The organism is Ruegeria sp. CDSB013 (assembly GCF_059611165.1).
In genome coordinates, this window is the sequence record NZ_JBXWPA010000002.1 from 202,620 (window position 1) to 220,709 (window position 18,090).

Genomic DNA, 18,090 nt, shown 5'->3' on the forward strand with positions numbered 1-18,090 from the left:
TAGACTTGTGCGTCACCGTAGGTGAGGGTTGGTAATGCGTGCTACTCGGCAGCTTCCTGAGCCGCATCAATCTCGGCCGCTTTCTTTTCGACCTCTTCCACGATGTGATCGATCATCTGATCGTTCGACATTTTGTGGCTGGCCTTACCTGCCAGATAAACCATGCCGGACCCTGCCCCGCCGCCGGTAAAGCCGACATCGGTCATCAAAGCCTCGCCCGGGCCATTCACGACGCAACCGATGATGGACAGGCTCATCGGGGTCTTGATGTGTTCTAGCCGCTGCTCCAGCGCCTCGACCGCTTTGATCACGTCAAAGCCCTGCCGCGCGCAGGACGGGCACGAGATTATGTTCACGCCGCGATGGCGCAGGCCCAGAGATTTCAGGATCTCAAAGCCCACCTTTACCTCTTCGACCGGGTCAGCGGACAGGCTGACACGGATCGTGTCGCCGATGCCCATCCACAGCAGATTACCCAGCCCGATGGCCGATTTGATGGTGCCAGACACCAGTCCGCCAGCTTCGGTGATGCCTAGGTGGATCGGCGCATCCGTGGCCTCGGCAATGCCCTGATAGGCCGCTGCGGACAGAAAGACGTCGCTGGCCTTCACGCTGATCTTGAATTCGTGAAAGTCGTTGTCCTGCAGGATGCGAATATGCTCCAACCCGCTTTCGACCATCGCCTCGGGACATGGTTCGCCATATTTCTCAAGCAGGTGCTTTTCCAGACTGCCCGCGTTTACCCCGATCCGGATCGAGCAATTGTGGTCGCGCGCGGCGTTGATGACTTCCTTCACACGCTTTTCATCGCCGATATTGCCTGGATTGATGCGCAGACATGCAGCCCCCGCTTCGGCAGCTTCGATGCCCCGACGGTAGTGAAAGTGGATGTCGGCCACGATGGGAACCGGGCTTTCGCGCACAATCTCTTTCAACGCCTTCGATGACGCCTCATCTGGGACGGACACGCGCACAATATCAGCGCCCGCTTCGGCGGCGGCTTGAACCTGCGCAACGGTCCCAGCAACGTCTGTTGTCAGCGTATTGGTCATGGTCTGAACAGCAATGGGCGCGTCGCCCCCGACCGGAACATTCCCGACCATGATCTGGCGGGATTTGCGGCGATAAATGTTTCGCCACGGGCGGACATGATTAAGGGACATGAGGACGGATCCAGAGCTGCCTGAGTTGCGTCTTTAAATAGTCCGCCTACCCGGCCACCGCAATGGCCAGATCACTCAGCCGGCGTTTCAGGTACTTCCGCCTGAAGTTCGGCCACCAATTGTTTGAGGGCGCTATTCTGTTCGGCTTCCAGATCGGCAACCTCATAGCGTTCGGCAACCGCGTCTTTGGACAGCAGAACACCTTTGGTCACTGTGCCCGGCGCGCCAACCGGTCCAAAATGCTCACCATTCATCGAGAAGTATACCGAACCCGAAGCCCCTGCGCGCAGCTGCGGCGGTTCTTCGGTCAGAGGAATCTCGAATGTGTTGCCCTGCTCGACTGTGCCTAGCGTACCTTCGAATAGGACGCTCCCATCTGCGGCGCGAATACGCATCCAAGATGGTGCAACGGCAACAATTTTGAGCGCGGTATCAACCTGCTCGACTACCTGCGGCAATGCGAGGCGTTCAACTGTGTGCACCTCGGCCACTTCAATCCGTGGTGCCTCTGGTGGACGGAACGTACCCACGGTACGCGGGTCCAGCGTAGCAATCGGAGCGTCACGTGCCACAAGAACCGGAACATCCAGCGCCTGTGGGCGATAAAGACGATCCAGCGCCTCAGGGGTCGGTGCGGTGGCATCTGCGGCTTCGGCAACTTCTACCGGAGCGCGGGCTGCATCCAACGGGTCGAGATCGGACAGAACCACCGGGGCTTGTTCAACCGGGCTTACTTGTACCTGCTGGATTTTGTTCAAGACGGCCCAGCCGCCGTAGCCAATGCCGCCAATTACCGCCAGCAGAACCAGAGACGAGCCAATGGCACGGGGTTCGATCTGGCTGACCAGAGATTCCCTGCCTGGGATGTAAGGTGTATTCGGCGAGATGAACGGATCGCGCCCCATCGGACCCCGCGCGGGCAACCCGCCGGATGGTTTGCGCACAACCGAAGCCTCGGCTGACATACCATGGGCAACTTCGAAGCCGCTCTCGGCGCAGAAGGTGGCAAAAGTATCATCCGGGTTCATGCCCAGATAGCGCGCATAAGAACGCACATACCCGGCGATGAAGCCGGGTGTGTCAAACGCATCAGGATCAGCGTCTTCAATGGCAGCGATGTAGTTGGCCTTGATCCGCAGTTCGCGCTGAACATCCAGAAGAGACTTGCCCATCGTCGCGCGTTCGCCGCGCATCCTGTCGCCAAGCCGCACCTCATAGTCGTCAAAGCCCTTTGGCCGGACGTCCGTGTCTTGTTCGGAATCGCGCTGTGATCTGCGCCCAATCATTCCTGCTGCCCCATTCTGCCTTACGCGTGTTACACGCCAACGGCGAATCGCCTACCTAACGATTCGTGCGTCTCTTTTGTTAGCGTAAGCTTAACACGCGACAAATGCATTGCACACTTTGGCGTGAGGTTATCCTGCAAGTTCGGCGCGATTTAGCGCACAATGTGACCAAAGTTCGTCCATCGCATGGATCAGTCGGTTCATTTCACCCGGTCCGTGGACCGGTGACGGGGTAAAACGCAGGCGTTCCGTACCACGCGGCACGGTCGGGAAGTTGATGGGCTGGACGTAGATTCCATGGTCATCCAACAGCTTATCGCTAAGGATCTTGGTGTGCACCGGATTGCCAACGATCACCGGTACAATGTGGCTGCCGTGATCAATCAGCGGCAGACCCATCCCTTTCAGTCGCAGCTTGAGCACCTTGGCCTGAGTCTGGTGCTGCTCGCGCAATTCCGACGCACCCTTCAGATAGGCGACAGATGCGGCAGCACCTGCGGCAACGGCCGGCGGCAACGATGTCGTGAAGATGAAACCCGGCGCGTAAGAACGCACAGCGTCACACATTTTCTCACTGGCGGCGATATAGCCCCCCATCACGCCATAAGCCTTGGCCAATGTTCCGTTGATGATGTCGATGCGATGCGCCAAGCGATCACGTTCGGTCACGCCTCCACCACGGGGACCGTACATGCCGACCGCGTGCACCTCGTCGATATAGGTCAGCGCGCCAAATTCATCTGCCAGGTCGCAGATCTCTTCGATCGGGCCGAAATCGCCGTCCATCGAATATACCGACTCGAAAGCGATCAGTTTGGGTGTCGCAGGATCGTCGGCCTCAAGCAGCTCGCGCAGATGCGCGACGTCGTTGTGACGGAAGATTCGCTTGTCGCCGCCATTGCGGCGCACGCCTTCAATCATCGAGGCATGGTTCAGCGCGTCAGAATAAATGATCAGGCCCGGGAACAGCTTGGGCAACGTGCTGAGCGTCGCGTCATTGGCGATGTACGCGCTGGTGAACAGCAACGCCGCTTCTTTACCGTGCAAATCCGCCAACTCAGCTTCAAGTTGCTTGTGATAGACAGTGGTGCCCGAAATGTTGCGCGTTCCGCCGGAACCTGCACCGGCAGCATCAACGGCATCATGCATAGCATTCAGAACAACCGGGTTCTGGCCCATACCCAGATAGTCGTTTCCACACCACACCGTGATATTCTGCTGCGAGCCGTCCGGACGCGTCCGTACAGCATGCGGGAAATGACCGTTCTGGCGTTCGATATCAATAAAGGTCCGGTAACGACCTTCGTCATGCAGCCTGGCAATCGCTGAATCGAGCTGAGCAGTATAGTCCACCGGTTTCTCCTTCTGTGCCCGGCATTGACCTGCTGGTTGCCGAACCCGTTACTCCCCCAGATGACCATACATTCTGTCTCTGCGGTTTGCTTCCCCTTGAATGCCTTGAGTAGCGGCATTGCCGGAGTCGCGACATTGATTTGCATCAATTATCCCTGATCTTGCCACGGGACAAGTAAAGTTACGGCCATCAGACGCGAGGAAACGACGCAGGCGTTCCAAAGTCACATGTCCCGTTTCCGATAGTATACCCCAAATCCCGTCGATACGCACTGGACGGCACCGCCGGTGCTGATAGGTTCCGCACCAGTTCACGCCATTCAGGAGAGGCCCATGTCACTAGACGCTGTTCTGAGCAGGATCGACACCGATCTGTCCACGTCCATCGACCGTTTGATGGAATTTCTGCGCATCCCATCGATTTCGACCGACCCGGCCTACAAAGAGCAGGTTGATCAGGCCGCCGACTGGCTGGTCACAGACCTGCAGAGCATCGGCATTACGGCCGAAAAACGCGAAACCCCGGGTCACCCGATGGTCGTTGGCCACGTGGGCGAGGGCAGCGACGGCCCGCATGTTCTGTTTTATGGCCACTACGACGTGCAACCTGTTGATCCTCTGGAGCTTTGGAACCGCGACCCGTTCGACCCAGCGCTGGAAGATACTGACAACGGTCAGGTCATCCGCGGTCGCGGCTCGTCGGATGACAAAGGCCAGTTGATGACCTTTGTCGAAGCTTGCCGTGCGTGGAAAGCAATTCACGGATCCCTGCCCTGCCGCATCACGTTCTTCTTCGAAGGCGAAGAAGAATCCGGCTCACCCTCGTTGGTGCCGTTCCTCGAAGCCAACAAAGACGAATTGAAAGCCGATCTTGCGCTGGTTTGCGACACCTCGATGGTCTCGCGTGGGGTGCCCTCCATCGCCTCGCAATTGCGCGGCATGCTCAAGGATGAGTTCACTATCATCGGCCCACGCATCGATCTGCATTCCGGCCACTATGGCGGCCCGGGCTTGAATCCGCTGCGTGAGATGTCGAAGATCGTCGCCTCGTTCTACGATGACGAAACCGGTCGCGTGGCCGTTGACGGATTTTACGAAGGTGTACACGAAGTGCCCGCCGAGCAACTGCGCCAATGGGAAAACTGCGGTTTTGATGAGGCGGAATACCTGAACTCGGTTGGCTATTCGCAACCCCATGGTGAAAAGGGCTATTCCACATTGGAACAGCAATGGGCGCGTCCAACACTGGAAGTAAACGGTTTGTGGGGTGGCTACAATGGCGCGGGATCAAAAACCGTGATCCCGTCCGAAGCACATTGCAAGATCACCTGCCGCCTGGTCGGCGACATGGACCCCGATGCCCTGCGCGACAAGGTCCGTAAACATGTCGAAGATCGCCTGTCGCCCGACGCGAAAGTTGTCTGGGACAACGACCTCGAAGGTTCGCCCGCGTCGGTCATGAACCTCGACCGGCCGGAATTCGAAGCCGCGCGCGGCGCGTTGTCGGATGAATGGGACCGGGAAGCTGTCTATACCGGCATGGGCGGCTCGATCCCGGTGGTTGGCTATTTCGATTCGGTTCTTGGATTGGACTCGATGCTGGTTGGCTATGCCAATGACGACGACGCCATCCACTCACCGAACGAAAAATATGACGTGAAAAGTTTCCACAAGGGTATTCGCTCGTGGGCGCGCATTCTGGATGCTTTGAACAAGTAAACAAAAAAGGCACCGCCTAATTCGCGGTGCCTTTTTTCTGGGGTTAGGCCCCTGTTACATGTGAATTACGCGTCCGTAAGCGTCCAACACACTTTCATGCATCATTTCAGACAGGGTTGGATGCGGGAAGACGGTGTTCATCAGGTCCTCTTCGGTGGTTTCCAGCTGGCGTCCCACGACGTAACCCTGAATCAACTCGGTGACTTCTGCGCCGATCATGTGCGCACCCAGCAGCTCACCGGTTTTTGCGTCAAAGATTGTCTTTATCAGGCCCTCGGGCTCGCCCAGTGCAATGGCTTTGCCGTTGCCGATGAAGGGGAACCGACCGACCTTGATGTCATAGCCCAGTTCTTTGGCCTTCGCCTCAGAGTACCCAACTGACGCCACCTGCGGCTGACAGTATGTGCACCCGGCTATGCTCTCGGGCTTCACCGGATGTGCGTGTTTGCCAGCGATCAGCTCGGCAACCATAACACCTTCATGGCTGGCTTTGTGCGCCAGCCAGGGCGCGCCTGCGATATCACCGATGGCATAAAGGCCATCAACACCTGTGCGGCAGAATTCATCCGTGACGACATGGGTGCGGTCAATCTTGACGCCCAAGGCCTCGAGCCCAAGGTTTTCAACGTTTCCAACAATCCCCACGGCCGAGATTACGGTGTCGAAGTCGTGCTTTTCGACCTTGCCCTTAACCTCAATATGCGCGGTGACCTTACCCTTGGCGCGGTCCAGTTGCTTGACCATCGCCTTTTCCATGATGGTCATGCCTTGTTTGGTAAAGGCCTTCTTGGCCAGCGCGCTGATTTCTGCGTCCTCGACCGGCAGGACCCGGTCCATAACCTCGACCACGGTCGTGTCTGCGCCCAACGTATTATAGAAGCTGGCGAATTCGATTCCGATTGCGCCAGACCCGATCACCAACAGTTTTTTTGGCATCCGCGGCGGCTGGAGTGCGTGCTTGTAGGTCCAAACAAGATCGCCATCCGCTTCCAATCCGGGCAGTTCCCGCGCCCGCGCACCGGTGGCCAGAACGATGTTCTTGGCGGTCAGTTCCTCGGTACCCTTGTCGGTTTTGACGGTGACCTTGCCTTTAGCAGGGATCGTTGCCGCGCCCATGACCACGGTAACTTTGTTCTTTTTCAACAAATGACCGATGCCGCCCGACAGCTGAGCTGCAACGCCGCGCGAACGCTTGACGACCGCATCCAGATCAAAGCCAATCTTGTCAGCGCTCAGGCCGAAATCCTTGGCTCGCTCCATCAGATGGAACACTTCGGACGTTCGCAGCAACGCCTTGGTCGGGATACAGCCCCAGTTCAGACAGATACCGCCCAAATGCTCGCGTTCGACCACGGCGGTCTTCAGGCCCAGCTGAGCCGCACGGATAGCGGCCACGTAGCCACCGGGACCGGCGCCAATTACGATCAGATCAAAAGATTGTGCTGCCATGTTTCCCTCTCGGCGCAGGTCGATTCAGAAATTAGTTTACCATTAAACTAATCTCCTGAATGCATCAACATATTGCTCCCGCGACAAAACAGACGCAGGGTAAACTGGCGCGGTATGCGCTGTTTTCAGCCTATACCGCGCGTTAACCTATGGCTAGAAGATACGCACCGGGCCTGTCCGGACTTTGTGAAACCCAAGTCATTCGAAAGGCTTACCATGGCCAAAACGCTTAAAGATCTGTTGCTCGCCGTGCTGAATGCAACGCTTATCCTGATTGCACTATGCCTGTTTCTGGGATGGAAGCTGGCTTCTACAGTCGACGACATTACCGTCAAGTTTGCCGAGAAGGTCCAGATCGTAGCGCCCCTGAAGGAAGACATTCAAGGGATACGCGGTGAACTGACGGCATTGCGCAGCGACCTGTCATCCCTTCAGCTTAGCGGAACAGCAACCGATAGTGCCACCGCCCGAAAACTGTCTGAAGCTTTGGAAAAGCTGAATGATTTAGAGAATAACCTGCAAGCTTCACAGGCGAGAATAGCCGATTTGACCGAGGCCCCGGACCAGTTAATCAACACTGCAATTGAAAATTCGGCCGACATTGTCGCCGACCGGATCATTGCAATCCGAGGCTGCGAGCCGGCGTCCTAGCCGGCTGTCTGCAGCTCGCGCACGGTCGCGCCATATCCGCCCATGTCGACATAGGCGGCCTCGTGCTCGGTCATTGGGCGCGAGAGAGCGTCGTTGCGGTATGGGAACCGACCGAACTTGCGGATCACTTCGCGATGCGCCCTTGCGTGCAACAGGTTGCCGTCGTCGCCATCGGTCATGTTTTGACACATCAGGCGCACACAGCGTTCCTGGTCACACAGGTTTTCCGAATGCATCAATGGAAGATAAAAGAACTGGCGGGCCGGTTCGTCGATCTTCATATCCCACCCTTTGTCCACCGCACATTTCGCTGCTGACAACGCCGCGCGGTCTGAGGCGAAGGCCTCAGCGCTTCCTCGGAACATGTTGCGTGGAAACTGATCCATCAGGATGATGTACGCCAATGCACCGCTGGGATAGGTCAGCCAGAGAGAGAACTTGCCTTCACTCGCAGCCTCCCATGTGGTCAGGAACCTGTCGCGGATTTCTGCATCCAATGCGTCATCCTGCAGATACCAACCCTTGGGACCAACTTCATCTAACCAAAAACTCAGTACATCTTCAGGACTTGCCATGCCCTTAACTCCGTCGTGTTTCCCCCCCCAAGGGACTTAAATTCATTTAAGTGTGTTTTACAGAATTGTAACAGTAAATTATTGCAACACTTGCGACATAAATTCGTGTTCTAGGCAACATCTTGCGTTTCCTGCTCGGCTTCTGCGGCCTCGATGGCCAACTCCTGCGCCAATTCCATCACAACTGGGGACGCCGTTGGATAGAGCGGCGACATGGTGCCTGTTTCGTCGACCGGGATCGCCGCGCGCTGGGTCATACGGTAAAGCGCATAGCCCGCCATAACGACCAGCAGTATTGCGATGAAAAGGAAAAAGCCCGGAGGTCCAAAGACCGCATCCCCCATGAGCCAACCGGTGATCAACGGGCCCGCAATGGCCCCCATGCCGTTGATGAACAAGAGACCCCCTGACGCTGCGGCCATGTCTTCGTGTTCCAGAAAGTCATTCGCGTGCGCAATCAGCAGTGAATACAGAGGGTTCGACATACCGCCGATCACAAAGGCCGCGCCCAGCAGGATTGGAAACGTCACACCGAACACCAAGCCCACAACCGCCGCGCAGCTGCCGACCCCTGCAACAAGCATGATCAGGAAACGGCGATCCATGCGGTCGGACATCCATCCCAATGGATACTGCAAAACCAGAGCGCCAATATAGAATGCGGCAATAAAAGTCGAAATCTCAACCAGTGTCAGACCCGCGCGGGCACCGTATACCGACGCCATCCCGAACTGTGCAGAGAACACGCCACCCAGAAGAAACATGCCAACACAGCCCAAGGGCGAATATCCGAACAATTCGCGCAAAGTCATCGGTTTGGTTGTGTCAAACGCAGGTGTCGGTGAGATCGACAAGAGAATTGGCGCAAAAGAGACCGAAACCAGAATGGAGGCGATTACAAAGGTATCGAACCCGGCCGGATCGCCCAAAAGAACCAAACCTTGTGCGCTGATGATGCCTGTCATCTGGAAGATCATGTAAAGAGACAGCGCCTGCCCACGGTTCTCGTTGCTGGCTGCATTGTTGAGCCAGCTTTCCGCAGTGACGTACACTCCGGAGAAACAGAACCCGATCACGACACGGCCCAGAATCCAGATAACCGGGTCGGTCATCAACGGATACATGATCATCACGGCAGAAATGAACGATGCCAGCGCGGCGAAGACCCGCACATGACCAACCCGTCGGATCATTTCAGGCGCAAGACGTGATCCACCCAGGAAACCGACGAAATAGGCCGACATCACGAATGACATCTGAAGGGTCGAAAACCCCTCGATCTCGCCCCGGACACCCAGAATTGTCCCCTGAAGGCCGTTTCCGACCATCAACAGGCCCATACCAAGCAATAGCGCCCATGCGCTGGAAAGGACCTGAATCATTGGGGCCTCCGAAAAATTCCGACCAAGACTGTGACACCGTTTTGCAATCAAAAACGGCTTTGGTCATGCTTGTCTACAACATTGAAAAGATTCGATCCCGACAACACGTCCCTTACGGGATCAAAAGCGACGCATCGCCGTAAGAGAAGAACCGGTATTTCTGTTCAATCGCATGCGCGTACATCTTCCGCATTCGCTCCTGCCCCATCAGGGCCGACACCAGCATCAACAAGGTGGATTTTGGCAGGTGGAAATTGGTCATCAACGCGTCGGTCACGTGGAACTGAAAGCCGGGATATATGAAGATATCGGTCTCACCTTCCCATGGTTCGATCTGGCCTGACCGGCTGGCGCTTTCGATCAGCCGTAACGCCGTTGTGCCCACCGGGATGACCCTGCCCCCTTCGGCTTTGGTCTCGCGGATCTCTTGCGCGGCGACGGCGCTGACACTGCCCCATTCGGCGTGCATCTTGTGGGTCGTCACGTCCTCGACTTTGACCGGCAGAAATGTGCCCGCGCCCACATGCAGCGTGACATGAGTGACTGCGACGCCGCGCGCGCCCAGCGCCTGCATCAACGCCTCATCAAAATGCAGCGACGCCGTCGGGGCGGCAACTGCACCGGAATTGCGGGCCCAGATTGTCTGGTAATCCGTCTTGTCCTGCTCATCCGCAGGCCGCTTGGCGGCGATGTAGGGCGGCAGAGGCATTGCACCGGCCTGTTCCAGAGCAGCATCAAAATCATCGCCCGACAGATTGAACCGCAGATAGGCTTGCCCGTCCTCAACCCGCTCCAGCGTGGCGCTCAGTTGATCCGAGAACTGAATGTCTTCGCCCAGCTTCACTTTCTTCAGCGGTTTGATCAGGGCCGCCCATGTGCCATCAGCCTGCGGGTCCAACAATGTGGCTTCGATCGCGGCAGACACCGGCCCTTGTGCACTGTCGCGATGGCGCCGCCCGTTCAGGCGCGCAGGGATGACGCGCGTGTCGTTCAGCACCAAACGGTCGCCGGGCTGCAGCCAGTCGGGCAGATCAAAGACATGCGCATCCGAGATCACGTCACCATCGGCCACCAACAGGCGCGCGGTTGAGCGCGGGCTGGCAGGACGTGTGGCAATCCGGTCTTCAGGCAGATGGAAATCAAAATCGCTGAGTTTCATAGTCGCGCCATACAATTCCACATCGGAATCAGCAACAGCCCATCCGGGTCAATTGTCCCGTGGTGGAGAGCCAAAGGTCTTTTTGGGCTCATCCGGCTTTCTCGGCAGCGCATTGGGGCCATCTGATACAGTCGGGGCCGGTGCGCGCAGCAAATTTCGTAGGAACAGGGGCGCAAGGCCAGACAGCGGATTTACGGAAACCTTTGGTTTCGTAAGCGGCCCGGTCAGGCTGTAGTTGAACCCGATGACCCCCTCGCCTTTTTTCGTAAACACACTTCCGATCGCGTTCACCAGATAGATCGGAGAGATTGCGCCACGCAGGTTCAGCATGCCCGCAACCGTGTCGATCGTGCCGTCAAAGGACAAGCCGATAGACGGGCCAACGGCACTGCCGCTGAGAACTTTGATTTCGGTCGGAGTGATCCGCATGCGGCTATCGATGGTCGCGAAAAAAATCCCCTGCCCGGTCATCTCGTCCAAAAGACCAACAAGACTGATCGCGTCTAACAGTGCGGCCATTGCCGGTGCATCGGTAATGCGTGTGTTTAGTATTTTGAGGATCACATCATAATTCCCCGGCGCGCTGACCGGTTCCAGTTGCAGATCCAAACTGCCGCCACGTGCCTGGGTGATCACACCAGCTGACCGCAGGACGGCACCTGCGTCCTTCGACTTTATGTTCACGGCGCTACCGCTGTCGCGCGGGCTCACCTGGCCGCTGACCGCCGTGCCGCCGTTTACATTTGCCGTAAAGGTGCCGTTCACCCCGCCTGTGGTTTGAAACGCGCCCCGGAACCCGGTCAGTGCAATGTCTTCGGTCACCTGCAGGCGGTCCAACAGAACATCGATCCTTGGACCGGGGCCTGACCCTCCTCCTCCGCCACCGCCCGCGCCAAAGGTTGCGCGACCCAGATTCATGACACCGCCCTGGACGACGATATTGGGGACAGGTCCGCCGGTGTTGATCAATTCGGCTGGCACCGCCAGCCAGTTGCCCAGATCAAACGAACTGAACCGTATCCGGTCAAAGGCACCCCCGTCCCGGAAGAAGATCGAGGCTTTAGTGCGCAGCCCCGCGACATCAAGCGTCAGATCATCCACCTTGGGCTTTTCACCCATCGTGGCGTCCAGTGTCATTTTACCAGTCGCAGTTGTCCCTTTGCGCCAGCCAAGTTCAGGAATCGCCATTCCGACCCCGGCGAGGTCCGAGGTCGCAGAGAGTGTGACCGGTTCATCCGCGCCGATTCCAACGGTGATATCCGCTGTGCCTTTTCCAGTCAGCATGCCCGGCGGCAGCGGCACCTTCAGCTCGTTCATCAGCAACGGCGACAGTTCGATCTGGCCCGTCAGTTCGCTGCGTTGAGGCCCGTCTCCGCCAATGGGCTGGCGCCACGCGACCTGCATCGGCACTTGGCCGAATAAGCCGTAGCCGTCGATCTTCACCTCGGTCTGATTGCCGGACAGGTTCAAAAGGTCAGCGCTGACGGAATAGTCAGGCACAAGTTTGTCGCTTTGCACATTGTCGATTTCACCGGTGTAGTGGAATTCGGTGTCGTGAAACTTCAGCCCCTTTTTCAGCGGCAATGACAAAGTGCCTGACAAGCTTACGTCACCAGCCGCCAGATCGACCGGCAAGTTGGCTTTAGACATCAGGCTTAGTGGTGGTCGGTCCAGCAGCGACAAGGCGGCCTCGACGCTGCCGCGCGCCTCGATCCGAGCAATCGCCGGTGTTCCGCCCTTGGCAGTTGTATCCGGGATGATGAACGAGGTTCCCGAGGCATCCACCGCGCCACCCTGATCGGCGATGATAACCCCTTTTTCAGCCGTGACGGTAAAGCGATCTTTCAGCAGGCTAAGCCGGCCCCGCCCGTCCTGGATCAGCGGCAAGGTTTTGGCAAACCTGATCTTGGCCTCATCGAACCCAAGGCCCAGATAGAGGTCCGGCTTACTGCCCGGATGCAAGCGTAGTGAAAACTCCACATCTGAAAACTGACCTTCGAACAGGTTTTCCGACACCCATTTCCGCGGGTTCGGCGCCAGTCTTTCGGGCCAGTATCGCAACAGGTTCTCAGACCCCATCTTGTCCAGTTGCGCATCAAACGCGGCATCCCAACCGTCGGGCTGGCCGATCAACCTGCCCGTTGCGTGCAATTCGTGCAGGGCATCCGTGATCGTCAACTGCCCCAGCTGCAGCTCGAACGGCGCAAGCTTGAGTTGAAAATCCACATCCGCCCGCGCCGTTTCCAGCGATTCCGGGAACAGACCACCGGGGTAGATATCGATACTGTTCAGGGTCAGCTGTGACGTCAGGCTTTCAAGAACACCGTTTTCGACCCCGTTCAAATAGGCTTTGCCTTCGGCCTGCACGGCCCCCACGTCGGACACGACCGAGGCCTCGTTGAATTCCAGAACATGACGCGCGGGATCATAGGTGAAGTAAGCGCGCGCGGATTCGAACCCGATCGGGCGCGTCTCGGGTCTAGGCTGCAGGACGCCCTCGCCCAGGTTCAACGTCGCAAAAAGCGGACCCAGCGCGGCCTGCCCATCTACACTGCCCCTTAACGCGCCAGAAATCGGAGCATTGAGCACCTGCAACCAAGCCAGTGCAACGCTTTGGGTGGCAATGTCTTCCGAGGGAAGATCGGTGATCGAAACCCCAAAACTCGCCTGGGGGGTACCAAGCACGCTGGTATAGTTCGCCTCAATCGTGCTGGCGTAGTCGCGCCCGGTCAGAACCGAAAACCCGGTCGCTAGCCGCATTTCATCCCCGTCCCGGATGATCGAGATATGCCCGCCGTCAAACACCCAGGCCCGCCCCAGCCGCAGATCCTGATAGTCCAGCGTCAACGATTCCAGATCGACCGCCCGCAAACCTGACAGAAACGGGGACAGGAACACATCATCCGATTCCTCGATAAGCTGTGCCAGCGTCGGGGCCTTTTGCACCGGGGCACTGCCCGACCCCACTGTCAGCGACAGCGCACCGTCCTCACCACGGGTCAAAGCAATCTGCGCACCCAGCATAGTGATCCGCCGCGGTCTGATCTTGCCGCGCAGCAATTCACGCATCGACAGGCGTGTCCGCAAATCCGAAATCTGAACGATCTGACGCCCCGCCGCATCGCTGATGGTCACATCCGTCAATCGGATACGCGGGCGCCACTTTTCGTTTACGATAAAGCTGGCGTCCCCAAAGGTGAATTTAAGACCGCCAAGGCTGCGTTCCAGACGCGCTTCTACTTTCTGTGTGACCCATTCCGGCGCGTGCAGCTGTTTTCCGATCAAAAAGAACCAGCCCGCTCCGACCAGCAGGCACATTAAAAACAAGGTTCCGATGCTCCAGCGCGCGGCGATACGACGGCGTGACCGGCGGCGGACAGGCGTCTCGGGCCGGTCGCCACTTGCGTCTTCGTGCTGAGCCAATTTTTTATCCAAGTCTTTCAACCCGCTCGCGTCGCCCTATTATGCCGGGCAGCACTTAAAATCCTTTAGCGGAGTTTCCAATGCCCGACGTAACAGACATCGCCCCTGATTTCACATTACCCCGCGACGGCGGCGGCGAAGTGACCCTATCGGACCTGCGCGGCGGTGCCGTCGTTCTGTTTTTCTACCCCCGCGATGATACGCCGGGCTGCACCAAGGAATCCATCGGTTTCTCGGAACAACTTCAGGCCTTTGGTGATGCGGGGGCTCAAGTTTTTGGCATCTCGCGGGATAGTGTTGCCAAGCACGACAAGTTTGTTGCCAAACACAATCTGACGACTCCGCTTTTGTCGGATGAAGGGTCTTCGGTCTGCGAGGACTATGGCGTCTGGGTTGAAAAGAACATGTACGGCAAGAAATCCATGGGAATTCAACGCTCGACCTTTCTGATCGATGGCGAGGGCAAGATCGCCAAGGTCTGGCGCAAAGTCAAAGTCCCCGGCCATGTGGACGAGGTGCTAGAGGCTGTGCGCGCCCTGTGACCCTCTCGACCACGACCGTCATCCGGTTTAAGAGCCGTCCATCTCAACCAGCGGAGACAACGCGGTGTCCAAAACACTGACTCAGATGGCGACCGAAGTCCTGACAACAGCGGATGGTCGGGAAAAAACCGCCCTGTCCAAGCATTACGCTGCCACTTGGTTTGCATCGCGCAAGGGCGACGCGCCTGAGATTGAGGTCGGGACCGCAACTCCGCCGCTGAACCCTGCCTGCCCGGAAAAGCCCGAGCTGCTGTCGCCGCGTGAGGTTCCAAAGCGCAAGCCCGGAAGCGAGGCCGGGCGTATCGCCCTGCTTCACGCAGTTGCGCATATCGAGCTGAACGCCGTCGACCTGCATTGGGACATCATCGCGCGGTTTGGCCACGTGCCGATGCCCATCGGGTTCTACGATGACTGGGTCAAATGCGCCGAAGAAGAATCGCGGCATTTTGAGATGGTCTGCGATTGTCTGGAAAGCATGGGCAGCCACTATGGTGCCCTGCCCGCGCATGCGGGAATGTGGCGCGCGGCCGAAGACACTGCCGAAGATTTGATGGGGCGACTGGCGGTTGTCCCCATGGTGCTCGAGGCGCGTGGGTTGGACGTGACACCCGGCATGATCGACATATTCCGCAAGGCCAAAGCCGAGCAGGCAATTGCCGCGCTCGAGGTCATCTATGCCGAAGAAGTGGCCCACGTGGCTTATGGTTCAAAATGGTTCCATTTATATGCCAACCATTTCGTTCCAGAGGCAGCCTCGAGCACCTAAATATTTGTAAATTATTAAAAATTTTTTCATCAGGTCAGATTCCCCCTTCAAAAGACTTGCTTCATCACTTGGTGTTACGGAACAAGTATTTTTTGGACGGAACTTTCGAAATGTGCCCACGTACACATCCGCAAGACCCACAAAAAGGCAATTATCACAAAGCTTTAAAAGATTGGGCGTTCTGGGAACAAAAAATGACCGACAGCACTCAATGCCAACTAGTTTGGTGCTCGTTGCTAACTGGATTTGACTTACAGTCACGGACGGAGACCCAGATGGTCTCAACTACTTCAGACGTTTTCATTATTGAAATACCAACGGCGGTATGTTTTCCGACCACTGGGAGGCGCAATACCCGGCCATTTCAGAGTGACTGGCACCTTGGCACGCGCGCTCTCCAAATAGCTGGCGTGTGCCGAGGTGCCTTGGTCCGTCAGGACCAATCGAAATTCAATTTCAAGAGTTGTCTTTGAGCTGTTTTGCCCTGCTTTGCGTCAGGCTATAGCTGTCACCGTTCACCTTAAGAATTCCGACCTGATGGGTAAGCCTGTTGAGAAAGGCTCCGGTCAACGATATCAAACCGTGACAGGTACAAGCGTTGTTGCCGATGATCGTTGCAAATGTGAGGCCGCGTGGGTCCGTGCCTCCAAGTTGCTTTGGCTGTCGAGATTGTTCCCTTCGATCATTTGCAGTTGCGGACATCTCCGGTGATTCGCAGCGCTGGTCAAAACTGGCACCGACAATGCTCAAAACGCGTTAGACCGGGAAAAAAATCTTAGGGCTCTCATTGGCAAGAATAGCCAATCGTAAGCGGCAAGAAGAAGCTCCACTATTTGAACACTGCACCAGATGAAATATTGCTCCCTGACGGTCGCATCAAACACCATCGTGGCTTGTTTGAAAGCTACCCATCGCGGTGTTTTTATCAGACCGATCTCTACAGCACTTTCTTTGGTGCGCACGCGGGATTCCGTGGCGACATGGACGGCTACGCCGGAAATGATGCGGACGGAGTTCATGTTTCCCAGTCGCCTTCACGACCGCCCACATATCTCCACACGTTAATATGGAAGATTGGTGCGCGATTGGGTGACCGCCATTGGACTTGAGCCCAGTGGGTACGGCACCCACTCTCTGCGCCGGACGAAAGCGTCGGAGATCTATCGCAAGACCGGCAATCTACGTGCGGTGCAATTGCTGCTCGGTCACACAAAGGTCGATAGCACGGTGCGCTATCTGGGCGTTGAATTGGAAGACGCGCTCAGCATCGCTGAGAAGATCGACATCTAAACCGAAGTGGCGGGCGGCATTTGCCGTTCGCCATCCGGGACCGGTCGTAGCTGAAACCAGTTTGTTCGACCGTTAAGAGCCCATACCTCCCAAAGTATTGCGGTGAGGCGAATGTCAGCTTTCACGCTTTAGCCCTGCGACGAATTTGCATCCTGCGCAGGTTCGATGGGACAGACTCTCTTCAAAAATCGCCTGAAATCTGTCCCAAAACCCCTGAGGAAGGGCACAGAAAGTCTGGTGTTGTATTAAGTCAAACCCAAAACTACTTTGAGGCGATTGAAGTTGGCGGCAGCAGGCAATTGAGACCGAGATTCTTTATATATGGCGCGGCGCTTCTTTGCGCGGTTCTAGCCATTCTCATGCGTTTTGGACAAGAGATGTCTTTTTCAAACGCTTCTACTTGTGGCGAAACATCGGTAGCGCCGGAAAGCCGCATTTTTGCCTGCCCTAATAGAGCTAATACCGACGGGGGCGAGTTGGCAGCAAACGTGGTTTTCGTTGCCGGGACAAATATTGATGCGGCTAAGGGCGTTGTTTCAAATCATGTTGTTGATGATGAAGCCCTCGATTTTGGCCCAGGCGTCAATCGCAAAGAAATACGGGAAATGATGTTGAATGGGGAATTGTCTGAGTTCTGGCAGGCTATCGATCAAAAAGCTCCAGAAGATATGGATAATATTATTGATCGCCTCTTTGGGAACAAACACCGCCTACCAGATAATCAGAACACCCGTACCTCACTCAATCAACAAATACAGGACTATAGATTACGGTTATCGAAGTACGGAAATTCGCTGACAGATGAGCAACGGATCGAGATATTTAGCGTTCGCAACCATTACCTCCGCTCTTTCGACGATCCAATTGCTTGCGCAATTGCTGCTCGCCAAGGTGCTCATAAGCTTGGCGTCGAACAACTGTCTAAGGTCTATGACGAGTTAGACCAAGTGGCATCGACGATGATAACTTATCTGCTTGATGCTCGTTCGGTTAGCAAGGAACCAGCGGAGGTTCTCTCTTCGCCATCTGATGATGACTATGATTTGCTATTAGAGCAAATGGAAAACAATGGAATCACAGAGCTAGAATTACAGCCGTTATACCTCGATACGTGGGGAGATCCCGCGTATTGTGGTGTTTATTTGCGCTACTATGACAATGTATCCGAATTACCCGGCTCAGCCGGGAGGGCGATCAGATTCGTTGAAATCTCGAACCTTCTGAATTCAAAATTAACTCCATAATACAAATGAGATTTAATTGTAGTCAGGATTCAAACTCTTCACTGAATTGATACTTAAACAGCGTGATCTGAAGAACCCTAAGCCCTGA

Annotated in this window: 14 protein-coding genes and 1 pseudogene; 6 read left to right on the forward strand and 9 right to left on the reverse strand. The window is 56.4% G+C overall.

The features are described 5' to 3' along the window. Positions 1-41: 41 nt before the first annotated feature. The 3 genes from ispG to hemA all read right to left on the reverse strand — a co-directional run bounded on the left by ispG (position 42) and on the right by hemA (position 3,802). Positions 42-1,163 carry a flavodoxin-dependent (E)-4-hydroxy-3-methylbut-2-enyl-diphosphate synthase gene (gene ispG / locus AC2FJF_RS04485; protein WP_496723327.1) on the reverse strand — a complete coding sequence of 374 codons (1,122 nt, stop codon included), beginning with the start codon at positions 1,161-1,163 and terminating at the stop codon, positions 42-44. Between the two features lie 71 nt (positions 1,164-1,234). Continuing rightward, positions 1,235-2,449, reverse strand: a complete 1,215-nt coding sequence (locus AC2FJF_RS04490; RefSeq protein WP_496723329.1) for a helix-turn-helix domain-containing protein — start codon at positions 2,447-2,449, stop codon at positions 1,235-1,237. Positions 2,450-2,578: 129 nt separating this feature from the next. Next, complete coding sequence (gene hemA, locus AC2FJF_RS04495; protein ID WP_496723331.1) at positions 2,579-3,802, reverse strand: 5-aminolevulinate synthase; 1,224 nt, start codon at positions 3,800-3,802, stop codon at positions 2,579-2,581. A 333-nt stretch (positions 3,803-4,135) separates the two neighbouring features. Between hemA and AC2FJF_RS04500 the strand changes: the two genes are divergently transcribed. Beyond that, the gene (locus AC2FJF_RS04500; protein ID WP_496723333.1) at positions 4,136-5,521 is read left to right on the forward strand and encodes a dipeptidase; all 1,386 of its coding nucleotides are present in this window, start codon (positions 4,136-4,138) and stop codon (positions 5,519-5,521) included. Positions 5,522-5,575: 54 nt separating this feature from the next. Here the strand turns inward: AC2FJF_RS04500 and lpdA are convergent, their stop codons facing one another. Next, positions 5,576-6,970: a dihydrolipoyl dehydrogenase gene (gene lpdA / locus AC2FJF_RS04505; RefSeq protein ID WP_496723335.1), complete on the reverse strand. Its 1,395-nt coding sequence runs from the start codon at positions 6,968-6,970 to the stop codon at positions 5,576-5,578. A 216-nt stretch (positions 6,971-7,186) separates the two neighbouring features. On the opposite strand from lpdA, the gene AC2FJF_RS04510 reads away from it, so the two are divergent. Beyond that, positions 7,187-7,621 (forward strand): hypothetical protein, encoded by a 435-nt coding sequence (locus AC2FJF_RS04510; RefSeq protein WP_496723337.1) that lies wholly within the window; start codon positions 7,187-7,189, stop codon positions 7,619-7,621. Here AC2FJF_RS04510 and AC2FJF_RS04515 read toward each other — a convergent pair. The 4 genes from AC2FJF_RS04515 to AC2FJF_RS04530 form a co-directional block, all read right to left on the reverse strand. After that, positions 7,618-8,196 carry a DUF924 family protein gene (locus AC2FJF_RS04515; RefSeq protein ID WP_058273984.1) on the reverse strand — a complete coding sequence of 193 codons (579 nt, stop codon included), beginning with the start codon at positions 8,194-8,196 and terminating at the stop codon, positions 7,618-7,620. The two genes, AC2FJF_RS04510 and AC2FJF_RS04515, sit on opposite strands and share 4 nt — an antisense overlap. Before the next feature lie 110 nt (positions 8,197-8,306). Further along, positions 8,307-9,578 (reverse strand): MFS transporter, encoded by a 1,272-nt coding sequence (locus AC2FJF_RS04520; protein ID WP_496723339.1) that lies wholly within the window; start codon positions 9,576-9,578, stop codon positions 8,307-8,309. Positions 9,579-9,690: 112 nt separating this feature from the next. After that, positions 9,691-10,737, reverse strand: coding sequence for a tRNA preQ1(34) S-adenosylmethionine ribosyltransferase-isomerase QueA (gene queA, locus AC2FJF_RS04525; protein WP_496723341.1), 1,047 nt, complete (start codon positions 10,735-10,737; stop codon positions 9,691-9,693). Positions 10,738-10,785: 48 nt separating this feature from the next. After that, positions 10,786-14,172: a YhdP family protein gene (locus tag AC2FJF_RS04530; protein WP_496723343.1), complete on the reverse strand. Its 3,387-nt coding sequence runs from the start codon at positions 14,170-14,172 to the stop codon at positions 10,786-10,788. A gap of 68 nt (positions 14,173-14,240) precedes the next feature. On the opposite strand from AC2FJF_RS04530, the gene AC2FJF_RS04535 reads away from it, so the two are divergent. Next, positions 14,241-14,702 (forward strand): peroxiredoxin, encoded by a 462-nt coding sequence (locus AC2FJF_RS04535; RefSeq protein ID WP_496723345.1) that lies wholly within the window; start codon positions 14,241-14,243, stop codon positions 14,700-14,702. 85 nt (positions 14,703-14,787) lie between these two features. After that, positions 14,788-15,468: a ferritin-like domain-containing protein gene (locus tag AC2FJF_RS04540; protein WP_496723857.1), complete on the forward strand. Its 681-nt coding sequence runs from the start codon at positions 14,788-14,790 to the stop codon at positions 15,466-15,468. A gap of 746 nt (positions 15,469-16,214) precedes the next feature. Here the strand turns inward: AC2FJF_RS04540 and AC2FJF_RS04545 are convergent. Then, on the reverse strand, positions 16,215-16,487 hold the full coding sequence (locus tag AC2FJF_RS04545; protein ID WP_496723883.1) for a hypothetical protein: 273 nt from the start codon (positions 16,485-16,487) through the stop codon (positions 16,215-16,217). Here AC2FJF_RS04545 and AC2FJF_RS04550 point away from each other — a divergent pair. After that, positions 16,450-16,758 (forward strand): annotated as a pseudogene (locus tag AC2FJF_RS04550) (tyrosine-type recombinase/integrase); the annotation flags it as partial. The gene AC2FJF_RS04545 and the pseudogene AC2FJF_RS04550 sit on opposite strands and share 38 nt — an antisense overlap. A 359-nt stretch (positions 16,759-17,117) precedes the next feature. Beyond that, entirely contained in the window at positions 17,118-18,002 is an 885-nt protein-coding gene (locus AC2FJF_RS04555; protein ID WP_496723347.1) for a hypothetical protein, read from the forward strand. Positions 18,003-18,090: the final 88 nt, after the last annotated feature.

What these genes read in the sequence shown, in the direction of transcription:
- ispG (WP_496723327.1), bottom strand. Translation starts at nt 1,163, where the DNA reads ATGTCCCTTAATCATGTCCGCCCGTGGCGAAACATTTATCGCCGCAAA.
- AC2FJF_RS04490 (WP_496723329.1), bottom strand. Translation starts at nt 2,449, where the DNA reads ATGATTGGGCGCAGATCACAGCGCGATTCCGAACAAGACACGGACGTC.
- AC2FJF_RS04500 (WP_496723333.1), top strand. Translation starts at nt 4,136, where the DNA reads ATGTCACTAGACGCTGTTCTGAGCAGGATCGACACCGATCTGTCCACG.
- lpdA (WP_496723335.1), bottom strand. Translation starts at nt 6,970, where the DNA reads ATGGCAGCACAATCTTTTGATCTGATCGTAATTGGCGCCGGTCCCGGT.
- AC2FJF_RS04510 (WP_496723337.1), top strand. Translation starts at nt 7,187, where the DNA reads ATGGCCAAAACGCTTAAAGATCTGTTGCTCGCCGTGCTGAATGCAACG.
- AC2FJF_RS04515 (WP_058273984.1), bottom strand. Translation starts at nt 8,196, where the DNA reads ATGGCAAGTCCTGAAGATGTACTGAGTTTTTGGTTAGATGAAGTTGGT.
- AC2FJF_RS04520 (WP_496723339.1), bottom strand. Translation starts at nt 9,578, where the DNA reads ATGATTCAGGTCCTTTCCAGCGCATGGGCGCTATTGCTTGGTATGGGC.
- queA (WP_496723341.1), bottom strand. Translation starts at nt 10,737, where the DNA reads ATGAAACTCAGCGATTTTGATTTCCATCTGCCTGAAGACCGGATTGCC.
- AC2FJF_RS04535 (WP_496723345.1), top strand. Translation starts at nt 14,241, where the DNA reads ATGCCCGACGTAACAGACATCGCCCCTGATTTCACATTACCCCGCGAC.
- AC2FJF_RS04540 (WP_496723857.1), top strand. Translation starts at nt 14,788, where the DNA reads ATGGCGACCGAAGTCCTGACAACAGCGGATGGTCGGGAAAAAACCGCC.
- AC2FJF_RS04545 (WP_496723883.1), bottom strand. Translation starts at nt 16,487, where the DNA reads ATGAACTCCGTCCGCATCATTTCCGGCGTAGCCGTCCATGTCGCCACG.
- AC2FJF_RS04555 (WP_496723347.1), top strand. Translation starts at nt 17,118, where the DNA reads ATGCGTTTTGGACAAGAGATGTCTTTTTCAAACGCTTCTACTTGTGGC.